Here is a 14,773-nt window from a genome sequence, read left to right as displayed (position 1 = left end):
AACCGGTCACATAACCCAACCGCCGGCAAAGCGGTTCACCTCAGTGGGACAGGCTGTAGCCGAACTTATGCTGGCTGTCATAAGCTAGACCAAGACCCACGCTGGACAGCTTATTTTCTTCGGCCAGCGCTGCGTTCGGGAAGAGCTGCTGGAACGCTTGTTTTACGGAGTAAACTTCGGTTGAGCCACCCGTCATAATGACCAGATTAATCGCCTGGTTGCTAACTCCGGCTTCCATAAGACACTGCCGGGCCGACGCGGTGATTTTGTCTACTTCCTCCTGAATTGCCTGCTCGAATTGGTTACGTTTGATGGGAATGTAGAATCCCTCTTCCAGAAAGTTGAGTTCGGTATTGTGTTCATCCTGATCAGTAAGCGCTATTTTGGCGACCTCGGCCGCAGCCAGCAACGAGTGACCGGTTTCCTTCTCCAGGACGTCCAGCAGGCGTTTGAAGCGCGGTTTGTCGTGCGACTGGTGCAGCAGCAGCCGGATCTGCGTGATCAGCTTGGGTGTGTACAGAAAGTTAACCTTACTCCACTCGGCCAGATCCTGATAGGGTTTAATGGGCACTTCCAGCCCTTTGTCGCCGTAGGTAGATCGATACCCCAGTTCGGGCATGATGCCCGCCAGACTTAGCTCCTTGTCGAAATCATTCCCACCAACCCGAACGCCCGTATTCGCTAGAATATCCGACGAGCGGTCAGCCTTGTTAATGTACTGATTCGACAGCCTGATTACCGTAAAATCCGACGTACCGCCCCCCAGATCGACAACGATGGCCAGTTTCTCGCCCTGAATCCGGGCTTCGTGCGCAAAAGCAGCCGCGATGGGCTCAAACTGAAATTCGATGTTCTTGAAACCAATCCGCTGGGCAATCGCCTTCAGCTCGGTCTGGGCCTGGGCGTCGGCCTGCGGGTCGTTATCGACAAAATGAACGGGCCGTCCCATTACGACTTGCTCAATAGACTGATCAGCTACGGCATCCGCTTTCTCCTTGATGTGGCGCAGGAACGACGTAATGATGGTTGGGAAATTCATGGCCGCGCCGTTCACAACGGTGCCTTGCTTCATCAGCGACGTACCCAGTACCCGCTTTAAACTGCGCATGAACCGGCCCGGCTGACGATCCAGAAACAGTTCAATAGCCATGCGTCCGTAAAACGCTTTGTTATCGGCCTGACGGAAGAAGATAGCGCTGGGAATCGTAACGCTATCCTGTTCGACCGGAACCAAACTTACCTGCCCGTCCCGCGCAATGGCAATACTTGAATTTGACGTACCAAAATCGATTCCACAAGAAATTGCTGCCATCGTTCTACCCTAATCCTGAATTATTACACCAAAAAGGGGCGCAAAGGTAAGGGTAAAAAGTGGTTTTGACGTATCGATTGATGCATGCGTTTGTAAACCCTGCTCGATCAAAATCGTTAGTTCACGTCAATACATGAAGGGGCCAGCAACTGTATTTGCCGGCCCCTTCGCGGAATATCTACAGCAGAAAACGACTTACTTAAACGCTTCCCGCAACCGAACCGCGGCCAGTTCGTGCGCATCCTGAGCGCCCCGGACTACCGCATAGGTGGTAAAGAACTCGTGGGTTACGCCCGGAAAGAGTTGATACGCTACCGACACACCCTGCGACTGCAATTTATCGCGCAGTTGCATACCCTCACTTTGCAGCGGGTCAATTTCAGCCCCGATGATCGTCGTTGGTGGTAAGCCGCGCAGATCGGCTACGTCGACCAGCGAAATGTAAGGGTGATCCCCATCGGCCATCGTGCGGAAATATTTGTCCACAAACCATTCAATCAGCGGCCGGTTCAGCGGCATCGCGTTGGCGTACTTGATGTAGGATGGGGTGTTCAGGTCGTTGTTGGCAACCGGATAAACCGACAGGATATGTATTGGCATCACCAGACCCCGATCGCGGGCCATCATACTGACCGCAACGGCCATGTTGCCCCCGGCGCTTTCGCCCGCAATAGCCACCTTATTGGGGTTACCGCCAATCGAAGCCGCATTTTCTTTCACCCATTTGTAAGCCGCGTACGAATCTTCGTGCGCCGTCGGGAATTTGAATTCCGGGGCCAGCCGGTAATCAACCGAAACGACGACGGCGCCCGTGTTCTGCGCCAATGCCAGGGTCGACGCTTCGTACAGTTCCGGATTGGCAATCACCCAGCCACCACCGTGCATATACAGAATAACCGGAGCCGAGCTGGACGCGCCAGCTGGCGTGTAAATAACCACCCGAATAGGCGCGCCATTGTAGCCCGGAATTGTCCGCTGGGTAATTGCTACGTTTGCTTTGGGGGGAGTAATCTTGTTTTTATCCAGCAGGGAATTAACCGCGTCTTTCACGAACGGTTTCGTCCGGGCCTCCTGAGCCGTTAACTGAACAATGGGCACCGGGCTGAGCCGCCCCAGTTCTTCGACAACGGCTAACATTTGCCGGTTAATATCCGGTGCGTAAGCGGGGGCAGGTCCCGTTGGCTGAACGGCGGCTTGTCCGGGCAGTGGAACCTTATGATCCTGGCAGGCCGTCAGCGAAAGGAGCGAAAAAACGGCAGCTGCCGTTCCCAGTTTAACCTGATTTAACTTTTTGCTAAAGTGAACGTGCTTCATAAACGTTGTTTTTAGCAACTACTTGTTTGAGACGAGGATAGTTTTCGATTTCTGTTATATGGACCGCTATTTAAGCCCGCCCCCCGCTATTCCCCCAAACAATCGAGCCATTCTAAATTATAATTATATGATTATCAATATCTTATTTATAACACATCCGTTTAATAGACAAACTGGATTATTTAGAATTAACCCCACAATGTATGACTGAAATCACCAGGCTTTGCGGAGGCTGACGAATCCACCGGTACTTGTCGGGAATAGTTGCCCCCGATCCAGGGAGAGCGACGTAGTAAGCACCGTTGACGCCCGTTTATCCAGGGGCCAGCGGGCCGACAATAGCGACGAAAACTGGTGGAACGTTTCCGTAAATGGTCGACTATACGTACCGAAGTTGCGGCTGTACGATAGTCGCGCAGTCAGTACCGTACCCTTCCGAAACGCCCCTTCTCCTCCTACATACCAGGCAACCAGTCGATTGTTTGGAAAGAAACTGCCGCCTTCATTAACCGCCCGTGTCGACAGTTCAGTGTACGGGGCAATGAACGGCGTGCCGATGGTCCGGCCCTGATACGTCCACCCTTCGCGGTACTGGCTATGGTTGAAATAATTATCGGCCCCCTGGTAACGGGCCGACTGATCGAAGACAGCCCCGCTCTGGTTGGTTGTGCTTAACCACTCAACCAACAGCCGTTTCACCCGAAACCGGGCATTGGAAGGGCGCCGGTTGAGGTAACGCAGTCCTGTCAGTCCATCGGGTACGTTCTGGAACGCCAGCCCGGATGCGTCTTCGTACAGGTGCTGGTGGTAAAGCAGCCAGTTTGCCTTATTACCTCGCCACTCGACCGAAAAATCGTAGCTACCAAGGTGATTACCGATGCGGTTGGTTCCGTCGAAATCAGTATATCGGTCGTTCTGCACGTCTCCGGGATAATGCCCGGTAATCATCGACAGGTAATCCCGAAACGTGGTGGGCAGCCGGCCGTCGACGGCCAGTGGCGTCCCGACCAGATAGTCCGCCCGACCACCCCATTGTACCTGGTGATTTAGTCCTCCCGTTACCCACACCCGCCAGTTGGGTTTACCCACGCGGACATACAGGTACTTCTGGTGCAGGTAGCTTCCCTGAATGTAGGTATTGATGAGCCAGCCATGCGCATAGCCCGCCCGGAAGGCAATCAGCTTCTTAGTAAACCCCAGAGGTACGAAATCGGGCGTATGCAGTTGAATTTTCGGGTAAGGCAGCGCGTTGCCCGACCAGGCCACAAAACCTGATGTCAGCGTGGTGTCGCCTAATCCGGCGACTTCCCGACGGTTCCCGGCATACAGCTCGACAGCCCCGAGCCGAACCTTTCCGTAAGCATCGGGCAGGAAAAACCGGGCCGTATTGTAATAGGAAGCCGGGGCCGTATTCGCCACTACGTTCAGTCCGAATCCCCAATCGAAGCGGGAGGTTCGGCGGTTAAGCGTATCCCGTCGGAGTTTATACTCCTTCATGGCGCCCAGCCGTACTGTCGCCAGCGATCCCTGCAAGGGAACTGTTCCATACTGATTGGCCCGCAGCCAGAAAGGCGTCTGCGCCGAAGTGGCGGCAAAGCCGCCCAGTTCGGCGCTGTACTGTACACTTTCGGTTGACTGTGCCCGTATCGGCAATGTCAGCAGCCAGCCGAAGCTGACCAGGAGAAACTGGCGCGTGACAACCACTGAACTCAGCACAGGAATTACGTTAACTGAAATGATTGGCTAAAGATAGACGACGGAACAGAAATGCCGTTCGCTCCAGCCCTAAATTAACGATGGGCAGCTATTCACTGGTCCTGCCCGGCGCATCGCTGGTCCGTGTCTAACTTGGGGCAAAACGGGCTATACTCCGCCTAATCCAAGGTTTTGGTTAAATCATTCGACCCGTCCTACGACAATCTATCAAGTCCCCAAACCGTTTGGCCTAACCGCGGTTGTTGGTTTAACCATTACCTGCTAACATTGCTTTGTCTTTCACCAACTCGATAGACGCTATGCCTGAATCAGACCAATCACTCGGACGTAAAATCCTGAGTTTCTTTGTCAAAGAAGAAGAACCGGCTCCGTCGGCAACCGGTACTCCAGTCGCTCCGGCGAATGCAGCACCAGCCGCACCCCGTCCTGTCGCCAATCCTACCAGTACGCAGCCGACGGTGTCGAACGTACCGCCCAGGGAAACAACGGTACCGGGTACGATTGATCCAAAATTCGCGGATCACTTTGCCGATGTACTGGCGAAGAACAATCAACCAGGGCCGGACTATTTTGAGTTTCGCGAAACACTACGTAGCCTGAGCAACCTGGGCCTGCCCGAAGATAAACAGTATCAGGCCGCATGGGCCAGCTTCAAAGCCCTGGCGGGAACCAGCGACGTAGCCATTCTGACCAGCACGGCCAATCATTACCTGAACGCGCTGAACAAAGACCGCGATGCCTTCAAGAAAAGCGTCGACGCGGCTTTGAGCGAACGTGTAGGTGGCCTGCAGAACGAACAGAAACGGCTGCAAACCGAAAACGAGGCTTTGGCGAAACAGTTAATCGAGATACAGAAGCAGATAGACAGCAACACGAACCGGCTAAAAACAATCGACGGCGAGATCAGTGACCAGAGCGAGAAAATCAACCGCAACGGTCAGAATTACGACATCACCTTCGGTCATTTCACCAGTCAGATCAAGGGTGATATTGATCGCATGACGCAGTACCTGAAGTAATACAACCCATCAACTCCATTCCCTTTCTGTCAACTAAAGCAAATGGCAACTCCTGACTTTTCTCAATTAGGCGGTAGTACGGACGTCGAAAAGCGTTCGTTCTGGAGCCGCCCCGAAGGTATGCTGGGCATGATTGTGCTGGCCGGTATCGCCGGATTCGGGCTGGTGTATTTCAACCGCATCGTCGAATTCCTGATCCGCGTTACGTCCAACGTACTCGAGCTATCGCTGCTGCTGGGCGCGCTGGGCGTCCTGATCTTTCTCTTTACCAGCCGCGACGTACGGACGGCGGTTTTCTTCCTGTTCAAGTCGCTGATGCGCAGCATTACGGGCACAGTAATCCAGCTGAACCCGATCGCAATCATGAAGATCTACATCGACGATCTCAAGAAGAAGCGGCAGCAGATGCAGGGGCAGATCGATACGCTGGCCGGTCAGCTGGTGAAGCTGAACAAAAAGATTAACGAAAATAATGAGTCGATCAAGCAGAAGTTCGCCGAGGCCAACAAGGCCAACTCCATGTCCGATCGGCCCGGTATGCGCGAGCAGGCCCAGCTGGCCACCATTGAAGGGGCGGGTTTGCAGGAGATGAACGAAAAACTCCAGCCGCTGCAGCGCAACATTAAAACGGTGCTGGCTTTCATGGAAAAGGTAAACCAGAGTGCCGACTATATCATCAAGGAAACCGAGATTAAGGTACGCCTGAAAGAAACGGAGTACCAAATCGTGAAGGAAAGCTCGAACGCGCTGAAGACGGCCGTCAGCATCTTCAAAGGCGACCCCGACAAGAAGTTTTACTTCGACCAGTCGATGGAATATATTCAGGACGACATGAGCCAGAAGCTGGGGGAAATGAAACGGGCCATGGACCTGTCGATGGACTTCATCAATGGGGTGGATATCCAGAACGGCGTCCTGTCTGACAAAGGCGTCGCGCTGCTGGAAGCCTACAACAAAGGTGAATTCAAGATGGTCCAATTGGATGCCCAGAAAGCCAACCCTATCACCGCCCCTCAACCCGGCCAGATCAACCCGCCCAAGGATGCGGGATACAGGAATCTATTAGATTAGTCTTTTTATTGAGCGAATGAGTGGTTAAGCGATTGAGCGAATACTCCATTCATCCGCATTTTTAGTCACTCATTCGCTCATTCACTCAATCACTCATTGATATATGCAACGCTTAACCGTGGCCGGACGGCTGCTTATTACAGCCCTGATTGTGGCTGCCATTTATTTCGGATTCCGCTACTTTGGCGGTAATGAAGCCCTGCGCAAGATTGCCCCCGAAAAGGAGTATACGGAGTCGCAGACGATGCCCCGCACTGACAATGAAAGGGCGGAAGAAACAGTTGAAGAATCGATGGCATCGGATAGTAAGTCGTCGGACGAAGCCAGCAGTACCAGCGGTGCCCGGCGGCCGTTTGACTTTACGCCCCCAGCCCCGGAAAATGGCAAGCTGAAAGGCGTGGTTGAACTGGGCGCCAGCGGTTTTAACTCGTTCATCATCCGCGTGGACGATCAGAAGCGCTGGAAGCTCGAAAAAGCTGAGTTCGGCAACAGCCTGGTGCTGGAAAACATGGCGTCGGATGATGACGTTCGGGCCGGACTGAAAAGCTACATTGGCAAAATGCTGGACTTCGGCGTCGGTGGCCGCGACATTCATTTCGTGGTCAGTTCGGGTGCAGTAAAAGCCGAAGGCACGCAGAAGATCATCAAAGCGCTGAAAACCCTGAACTACGTCGTTAATACCGTAACACCCGAACAGGAAGGCTCGCTGGCCCTGCGGTCGGTGTTACCTGCCGAGTACGCTGACAACTCGTATGTTGTTGACATCGGCTCGGGAAACACGAAAATTTCCTGGAAAGAAAGTGGCTCGACAAAAGCGCTGGAAACTTACGGGGCCAAGTATTATCAGAACAGCACGCCCGACGACAAGGTAGCGTCGGAGGTATCGGTCAAAGCCAAGCAGATACCCAGCGATCACCGCAAAACCTGCTTCATTATCGGCGGGGTTCCGTTCGAACTGGCCAAAGCTGTTCGGAAGGGTAAAGAGCGGTATACGGTTCTGGATGCGCCTTCGGCCTACAAACTCGAAGACGCCAAAGCCAAAGCGGGTCTCAACATCTACAAATCCATTGCCAACGCCACCGGTACCGATCAGTTCGTCTTCGACTGGGACGCAAACTTCACGATTGGGTATTTGCTGACGCTCAAGTAGGAAAAAGGAAACGAGGAACAAGGAGGAAAGCATCTAAGCCCTTTTCCTCCTTGTTCCTCGTTTCCTTTTTTCCGTGTTCCCTTCTCCATCCTCCCCCCTTCCTCCTTTAGATTCGCTTTTGCTTTTTGTGCTCCTGATGGGCGTACCCACCGGATAGGCCATTTCTAAAATCCGATATCCACAACGAGTGGCTGAATCAACGGTTGCCGAGTCGTCATGTTATAGATAAACCGGGCACCTACTTCAAACGGAGTTCGCAGACGTAGTGCGTTGAAAATAAACGATACGTCCAGCCCGGCGGTCTGATAGCTGCGCCGGGTCTGGCTCGTGGTGGGTGCCGTTGGCAACACACTCTGCCCATTAGCGGCATCGAAAAACGCCGACGCTTTGATCCGCTGTACGTAAACAAACCGGCCCAGCGACCAATGCGTGTCGGCAATGGGGAAATGGTATTCAGCGCTACCCGCCAGTATTTTATTGTCGCTGACGTAAGCCTGTCCACGCGGGTAGAAAATCAGGGGGCTGAATCGATACGTATCCGTAGCCCGTTGTTGCTGGTAACCTCCACGCAGGCGAATCGAATGGTGTTTCAGCAGACCAGGAACAAACAGGTTGGCCTGTATGCCCAGTTGATGTGCGTTGAGCATCCCGCCAAATGGCGTTGTCCGGTACGTAACGGACACCGTCTGTCCCCACCGGTAAGTAAGGTCGCGCGTGCTCAGTCGCAGCAGCCGCGAGTAGTTAAATCCATAAGTCAGCGCATTCAGCGAACCGGCAAACCCTACCTCCGTAAGGTACCGGCGGGGGAGGTCATAGCCCGTTACGTGCTGGTAACTGTAATAGGCCGACAGGTTCATGTTCTGTACGTACTTGGAGCTGGTCAGGTTCAGCGGTAGTCGTATTCCGGCCGTTAACTGATCGTATTGCCATTGATCGGTTCGCAGACTATCGAGTGGCCCCCTGCGGTCAATGTAAATAGACGTATTGCGGTTGCCATGCTGAAAACTCAGATCGATAATGGGATATAAGGCTTGATAACTCAGGTTCGCGAAGAAGTTCCCAACCCGTTCGGCCTGGTTATACCCGTACCCGACACTGAACTGAGTTGTGCTCAGAATGTCCTGCGAATTCAGGCCAACGGCCAGTGACTGCCCTGTGCTGCTCACCACAGGCCCCCAACTATAAATATTCAGGGCGTGGGCCAGTCGGTTAAAACGCCGAGCTACCGGAGGTTGCGTTGCCGGAACGGAGTCGGCCAGAATCCGGCGCCCCTGGGCGGCTGCTGGGTCAACTTTGGGTAGGTTACCGAAGAATTGAACAAGCTGCGTCTGATCCCGTCGGGCGGGATTCGCCGACACGGGCTTCCAGGTATCAGGCGTGAGCGCCATGTCGGCAATGCGGTAGCCAGTAGCGTTAAAATCATCGAATGCCAGCTTCGTACCCGACGGCGATACGGCCGCGTGGTAAGCCGCCAGCGGTCGGGAGGTTACCTGAAAAATCTGTTTCGAGCGAACGTCTACCGCGTAAATATTATCGATACCGGACCGGGGGGAATTATATAGTACGTAGTTACCCCAGGGCTGCGGATGACTGATATTCTCGTTGGCTCGGGGTAGCAGATCGGTCTGTTGACCGGTTTCGGCATCAATCGACTGAATCGTTTTTTGCCGGTCGCGCAGGGCAACAGCCACGACCGTCCGGTTATCCCGCCAGCGGGGGTGCAGGTAAAACTCATTATCCGGGTTGGGCAGTACCTTCAAGAGCTTTCCTGTCCGGGCGTTCAGGATACACAGCCGGGTTTTGTAGTCCGCCGTATTTTCAACGACAATGAGCCGACTCGTATCGGGCGACACAGCCACGGCCGTATAGCGGGTCTTTTTTGTCAGGTGCGTGTACTGCCCCGACGTTACGTCCAGCCGCTGCACGTTGGAATACACCCGCTGCCCCCAGCGCGGATCATAACCAAACTCAATCCAGAAAACGGTATTGTTTTTTGCCGACAGCATGTCGGGATCGTTCGGGAAGCCCTGCACGAATAGCGTCTGTTCCTGCCCGTTCCGATCCAGCATAACCAGCCGGGGTGTATCCCCCAGCCCGCTCTTTACGCACACCACCGTCGAATCAGTAAGAAATTGCGGGTGCTGATAGTTGGTAAAAACGGGTCGGCGGCTGGCCTGCTTCTCGGCGCGAACCGGAAAATTCGTGGCGGGCGTCACCGTCAGTCTGGCCTGCTGTTGCTGCCAGACCTCCGTCAGGTCGTCCATCGCTTTCCGATACAGATCTTCGGTCCGCAGTCCGGTTTCGTTTTTGATGCTGGCCGAAAACGCGAATGGCCAGGGAAACCGGCGGTAGTTCCGGTCCAGTACCCGGCCCCAGATGTCAGCGCCGTACTCCCGTTTCAGGTAGTTCGTCATGAAATACCCCAGTACGTAGTGATTCGGTACGTTATCGCGATATGAACCGCCAACCGCTTTGGGATAGCCGAACCGACGCCCGGCCAGCAGATTGGCCCGCATACCCAGGTCGAAGTTCGGAATCCGGCCCCGGCCGCTGGTACTCAGCACGGTTTCGGTACCCACGGCATCGCCCTCGGCAAACCAGTCGGGCACGGTAATAATGGGGAAGAACAAACCAGCGTTACCCAGCAGCGTGTACAGCACCCGTCCGTAGCCCTGCAACGCTTTGTCGTACTGAACAACGTGCCGAAACTCATGCACGGCCAGCAGATCGAGCCAGTTGTACGTACCCAGCAGGCCGGGGTCCTGGGGCGGGACGGCGAAAAACTCCGACCGGCGCGGGTATAACGTAACGAAGCCATTGCTGCCCGTTGTCTGATTCTGGAGCACAACCGAAATGGGTCGGGGCTTTCTGCCCAGCGTCGCGCTGACAGGCTCGTAGAGGCTTTCCAGACGCTGGGCGGTACGCTGAGCAGTGGTATCCAGCCCCTGCGGGTACAGCATTCGGAAATGAGGAGTCTTGATCTGGTACCAACGCAGGCTGAACGGATTCTGGTCGAGAATGGGAAGGCTCTGGGCCACACCTGCCAGCGACGCCAGCAGCATCAGACACGTTACGGATAGTGTTTTCATAGATAGATCGTTACGCAATGTACGGCATAAGCGATGCATTTGCATCCACAGGAGCCGCGCACGGTGTTAGACACGTTTAATCTGACTGACACTGTTGGTACAATTTACCCCTTTTTCTCTGACAGGATTACAGGACTTTCAACGTATCAAAATCCTGTAATCCTGTCAATAAATAAGCTTGTCATACACCCGTCCGCGTAAGTTTCAGCCGCGTTTCGGGCGTATTTACGTACTTTTGCGGCCATATAACGAAACGCAATGGTACATGGCCGATAAAAAACCTCTGATCCTGATTTCAAACGACGATGGCATTACGGCACATGGCATCCGAACGCTGGTAGACCTGATGAAGCAGCTGGGCTCGGTGGTCGTCGTAGCGCCCAACAGCCCTCAGTCGGGTATGGGCCATGCTATTACAATTGCCAACCCCATCCGGCTCTACCCTTCTGATATTTTCGGTGACGTACCGGCCTACGAATGTTCGGGTACTCCCGCTGACTGCGTGAAGCTCGGCAAACACCATATTCTGAAAGACCGCACCCCTGATCTGGTCGTTAGTGGCATCAACCACGGGAGCAACTCGGCGATCAGCGTCCTGTATTCGGGTACCATGTCGGCGGCTATTGAAGCGGCCATCGAAGGGATTCCGGCTATCGGTTTTTCGCTGGGGGATTTCACCCGGCAACCCGATTTTTCGCATACCCACGATCACATTCTTTCCATTGCCGACGCGGTTTTGACGAACGGCATGAAACGCGGCACGGCTTTGAACGTTAACTTCCCGGCTAAATCCGCCGAGCCGCTAAAGGGTATCCGCATCTGTCGGCAGGCCAATGCCAAATGGCAGGAGGTCTTCGACGAGCGACGCGATCCTCACGGCCGCCGGTATTTCTGGCTGGCGGGCGAGTTTGTCAATTACGACACCCACGCCGAAGACACCGACGAGTATGCGCTGTCGCAGAATTACACGTCTGTAGTACCATGTCAGTATGATATGACCGCCTACGGCATGCTCGATACGTTGAAAAACTGGAACCTGTAAGTACGCACTTCTCATGGCATTATTAGGCAGAATGCTCAAAAACGGAATCCGGCTCACGAATTCCGCCGTTCAGCTCCGTCGATCCAACCCTATTCGGCAGCAGCGCAAAGCCTTCCGAAAACTTATTTCAAAAGCCCAGTTCACCGAATTTGGACGAACGTACCAGTTCGATGCGCTGCTCAGCGCCGTAGAAACCGACAAGAGCAAAGCGTTCTACGACTTGTATAAACAGAACGTACCCATCCACGATTACAACCGGATTTTCGATACCTGGTGGCACCGGGCACTGGCTGGCGAACGCGACATTACCTGGCCGGGCCGGGTCAAATATTTCGCGCTCAGTTCGGGCACGTCGGAAGCGGCCACCAAATACATTCCGGTAACGAAAACCATGTCGAAAGCCATCCAGCGGACCAGCATCCGCCAGATTCTGACGCTGGGTCGTTACCAGAATCTGCCGTCGACCCTGTACGAAAAAGGGTACCTGATGCTGGGCGGCAGCACACAGCTCAACGCCCGCGAAGGACACTACGAAGGCGATCTGAGTGGCATTACAGCCAGCAAAATTCCGTTCTGGTTTCAGCGGTTCTATAAACCGGGAAAAGACATTGCCCGCGAGCGGGACTGGGCGCTGAAACTCGACGAGATTACCGAACAGGCCGGCAACTGGGATATTGGCTACGTAGTGGGCGTACCAGCCTGGATTCAGCTGCTGATGGAGAAGATCATTGCCCGATATAACGTAAAAACCATTCACGATGTCTGGCCGAACCTGATGGTCTTCTGCCACGGCGGGGTGTCGTTCGAGCCGTATCGGCAGGGTTTCGAGAAGCTTCTCGCCCACCCTATTACGTATATCGAGACGTATCTGGCGTCTGAGGGGTTCATTGCCTACCAGTCGCACCCCAACGCGGCCGGTATGCAGCTGGTGCTGGACAACGGCCTGTTTTTTGAGTTTATTCCCTTCAACGAGCAGAACTTCAGCGCCGACGGTGAGCTGGTGGCGAAACCGGAAACGCTGATGATTGACGAGGTGCAGGAAGGAAAGGAGTATGCGCTGCTGCTGTCAACCTGCTCGGGTGCCTGGCGTTACCTTATTGGCGATACAATTCGTTTTGTCGACAAAAGCAAATCGGAAATCGTTATCACGGGCCGCACGAAGCACTTCCTGAGCCTGTGCGGAGAGCACCTGTCGGTCGATAACATGAATAAGGCGCTCGAAATGACAGCCGACGATCTGGGCATTGCGGTTCGGGAGTTTACCGTGGCCGGGGTACCCTACGATACGTTGTTTGCTCACCACTGGTACGTAGGAACGGACGACGCGGTAGATGCAACGGAACTCCGCAACCGACTCGATACACATCTGAAAGACTTAAACGACGACTACGCCACCGAGCGGCAGCACGCCCTCAAGGAGGTAACCGTGACCGTACTGCCGACCGCTACGTTTTACGACTGGATGAATCGGAAGGGAAAAATGGGGGGCCAGCATAAGTTTCCCCGCGTTTTGAAGAAAGCGCTCATCGCCGACTGGCAAGGTTTTCTGGCCGAACGGGGGTATGCCCAGCCGCACCAATAGTCCGTTGCCGAACTGGCCGATTCGATCCGTCACGAACAGAGTACGGCAAACGTGCTAAAAAACGTAACGCGTATTCGGATCGGCCAGCCAGCGGACTACCCATCTTGGGAGCAGCAGTACACCTACGCCCAGGAGTAAACCAAGTCCGTAATCGACCGGCGCTGCAACCTGATACGCCAGGATATACCACACAAAATATCCGGCCGCAGGGAGGGAAAACAGACAGCCTGCCACCATACCGGGTGCGTAAACTTGTCGGCCCCGGATGTTGAACAACCAGATGTAATATACCCAGCTTCCGACGGAAACAACGACAACAGCAACTCCCAACCAGAGCCACTGGTCGCCGAAAAAAGCCGCCGATCCGTAGAGTCCCCACCCAAACAGGCTATTCAGTACAAAGGCTGACGTTGGATTCAGCGGATAATTATCAGGCTGATTGCTCTGGTACGCCAGTTCATTCAGCCGGCGGGGAAACAGGCCCGGAAATTTATACTGCTCATACTGTTGCGCCAGCAGCCCCGTAAAGTTGAGCAAAAGCAGAAACGATACATCGGACAGGGTCATGTTATCGTAGAGATGCAGCAGGCAGCACAAAGCCAGCCCCGCACTCAGATCGGGCCAGTGGCGGTACAGAAATTTCATGGGTATGTAGATGAACGAGGTTAGACAGAAGAAGAAAGACAGCCAACAGACGTAAGAGAAACGACACGAACTGGTCTTTTTTCTTCCGTCTGTTTTCTTTTTCTCTACTCTTTTACCAGCCTTCGCTACCGGTGCAAATAAGCAACCAACGGTTCGTAGAGCCGGGAATAGGCGATGTTGACAGCCCCAATCAGGAAAACAACGCCCGTAACGCGGTTGAAAATCAGCACCACGCGGGGGGTAAAGAATCGCTTCAGGCGGTTTGCGTAATAGGCCAGAGCCGTTTCGGTCAGAAAAACGCCTACCAGGCTGGCGCTCATAAACGCGTATTGCTGGGCGTCGGTGTAATGAAAATGCGTCCGGATGTAGGCTACGATCGCTACCCAGGATACGAAGTTGACCGGGTTGAGCGCATTCAGGAAAAAGCCGGTCGTAAAGTAATAGATGAAGTTACCGAAGCTGGTTTTGGGATACGCCAGCCGGGGGGTTCCTTTCAAAATATTGACCAGTCCCATGGCCGTCAGGAACACGACGCCAACGCCCGCCATGATGTACTCAAAGCCGTCGATTTTTGGTAGAAACGACGTACCGAGCAGGGCCGCCAGCACAAACAACGTATCGCCTACAATCACCCCCAGAATGATTTTCATTCCGGAGCGGAAGCCGTTATCGACGCTGTTTTGAATAAGGGCAAAGAAAACGGTTCCGAACGTCAGGCAAAGCGCCACTCCGACCAGAAAGCCGTATAGTATTGGTAAAAAAAGCACAGGCAAACGAACGATTAAAGGATCGGTTAGTTGAGTCTGACAACCGGAAAGAGCAGGCGAAGGTTT

11 protein-coding genes are annotated in these 14,773 nt (G+C 54.1%); 5 read left to right on the top strand and 6 right to left on the bottom strand.

What is annotated here, in order from left to right:
* Positions 1–40: 40 nt before the first annotated feature.
* The 3 genes from HU175_RS13480 to HU175_RS13470 all read right to left on the bottom strand — a co-directional run bounded on the left by HU175_RS13480 (position 41) and on the right by HU175_RS13470 (position 4,342).
* Entirely contained in the window at positions 41–1,312 is a 1,272-nt protein-coding gene (locus HU175_RS13480; RefSeq protein ID WP_176567097.1) for an Hsp70 family protein, read from the bottom strand.
* A 195-nt stretch (positions 1,313–1,507) separates the two neighbouring features.
* Positions 1,508–2,626: an alpha/beta hydrolase gene (locus tag HU175_RS13475; protein ID WP_176567096.1), complete on the bottom strand. Its 1,119-nt coding sequence runs from the start codon at positions 2,624–2,626 to the stop codon at positions 1,508–1,510.
* Positions 2,627–2,839: 213 nt separating this feature from the next.
* Positions 2,840–4,342, bottom strand: a complete 1,503-nt coding sequence (locus HU175_RS13470) for a capsule assembly Wzi family protein (protein WP_228724154.1) — start codon at positions 4,340–4,342, stop codon at positions 2,840–2,842.
* 299 nt (positions 4,343–4,641) lie between these two features.
* On the opposite strand from HU175_RS13470, the gene HU175_RS13465 reads away from it, so the two are divergent.
* The 3 genes from HU175_RS13465 (at position 4,642) to HU175_RS13455 (ending at position 7,582) form a co-directional block, all read left to right on the top strand.
* Positions 4,642–5,361, top strand: coding sequence for a hypothetical protein (locus HU175_RS13465; RefSeq protein WP_176567095.1), 720 nt, complete (start codon positions 4,642–4,644; stop codon positions 5,359–5,361).
* 42 nt (positions 5,362–5,403) lie between these two features.
* Complete coding sequence (locus tag HU175_RS13460; RefSeq protein ID WP_176567094.1) at positions 5,404–6,432, top strand: prefoldin domain-containing protein; 1,029 nt, start codon at positions 5,404–5,406, stop codon at positions 6,430–6,432.
* Positions 6,433–6,535: 103 nt separating this feature from the next.
* Positions 6,536–7,582 (top strand): hypothetical protein, encoded by a 1,047-nt coding sequence (locus HU175_RS13455; RefSeq protein WP_176567093.1) that lies wholly within the window; start codon positions 6,536–6,538, stop codon positions 7,580–7,582.
* A gap of 164 nt (positions 7,583–7,746) precedes the next feature.
* On the opposite strand, the gene HU175_RS13450 is transcribed toward HU175_RS13455, so the two are convergent.
* Positions 7,747–10,671, bottom strand: a complete 2,925-nt coding sequence (locus tag HU175_RS13450) for a hypothetical protein (protein WP_176567092.1) — start codon at positions 10,669–10,671, stop codon at positions 7,747–7,749.
* A 265-nt stretch (positions 10,672–10,936) separates the two neighbouring features.
* Here HU175_RS13450 and surE point away from each other — a divergent pair, with 265 nt between their 5' ends.
* Both surE and HU175_RS13440 read left to right on the top strand, forming a co-directional pair.
* Positions 10,937–11,713 carry a 5'/3'-nucleotidase SurE gene (gene surE, locus HU175_RS13445; RefSeq protein WP_176567091.1) on the top strand — a complete coding sequence of 259 codons (777 nt, stop codon included), beginning with the start codon at positions 10,937–10,939 and terminating at the stop codon, positions 11,711–11,713.
* A gap of 13 nt (positions 11,714–11,726) precedes the next feature.
* Positions 11,727–13,295: a GH3 auxin-responsive promoter family protein gene (locus HU175_RS13440; protein ID WP_176567090.1), complete on the top strand. Its 1,569-nt coding sequence runs from the start codon at positions 11,727–11,729 to the stop codon at positions 13,293–13,295.
* 54 nt (positions 13,296–13,349) lie between these two features.
* Here HU175_RS13440 and HU175_RS13435 read toward each other — a convergent pair whose 3' ends face one another.
* Both HU175_RS13435 and HU175_RS13430 read right to left on the bottom strand, forming a co-directional pair.
* Positions 13,350–13,940, bottom strand: a complete 591-nt coding sequence (locus tag HU175_RS13435) for an HXXEE domain-containing protein (RefSeq protein ID WP_176567089.1) — start codon at positions 13,938–13,940, stop codon at positions 13,350–13,352.
* Positions 13,941–14,065: 125 nt separating this feature from the next.
* Entirely contained in the window at positions 14,066–14,707 is a 642-nt protein-coding gene (locus HU175_RS13430) for a LysE family translocator (protein WP_176567088.1), read from the bottom strand.
* Positions 14,708–14,773 lie beyond the last annotated feature (66 nt).

Origin of the sequence: Spirosoma sp. KUDC1026 (assembly GCF_013375035.1) — a bacterium.
Lineage (GTDB): Bacteria > Bacteroidota > Bacteroidia > Cytophagales > Spirosomataceae > Spirosoma.
This window is presented reverse-complemented; position numbering and strand designations above follow the sequence as displayed.

Excerpts from the sequence above, each read along its gene's own strand:
- HU175_RS13450 (WP_176567092.1), bottom strand. The coding sequence starts at position 10,671 with ATGAAAACACTATCCGTAACGTGTCTGATGCTGCTGGCGTCGCTGGCA.
- HU175_RS13460 (WP_176567094.1), top strand. The coding sequence starts at position 5,404 with ATGGCAACTCCTGACTTTTCTCAATTAGGCGGTAGTACGGACGTCGAA.
- HU175_RS13480 (WP_176567097.1), bottom strand. The coding sequence starts at position 1,312 with ATGGCAGCAATTTCTTGTGGAATCGATTTTGGTACGTCAAATTCAAGT.
- HU175_RS13440 (WP_176567090.1), top strand. The coding sequence starts at position 11,727 with ATGGCATTATTAGGCAGAATGCTCAAAAACGGAATCCGGCTCACGAAT.
- HU175_RS13435 (WP_176567089.1), bottom strand. The coding sequence starts at position 13,940 with ATGAAATTTCTGTACCGCCACTGGCCCGATCTGAGTGCGGGGCTGGCT.
- HU175_RS13455 (WP_176567093.1), top strand. The coding sequence starts at position 6,536 with ATGCAACGCTTAACCGTGGCCGGACGGCTGCTTATTACAGCCCTGATT.
- surE (WP_176567091.1), top strand. The coding sequence starts at position 10,937 with ATGGCCGATAAAAAACCTCTGATCCTGATTTCAAACGACGATGGCATT.
- HU175_RS13475 (WP_176567096.1), bottom strand. The coding sequence starts at position 2,626 with ATGAAGCACGTTCACTTTAGCAAAAAGTTAAATCAGGTTAAACTGGGA.
- HU175_RS13465 (WP_176567095.1), top strand. The coding sequence starts at position 4,642 with ATGCCTGAATCAGACCAATCACTCGGACGTAAAATCCTGAGTTTCTTT.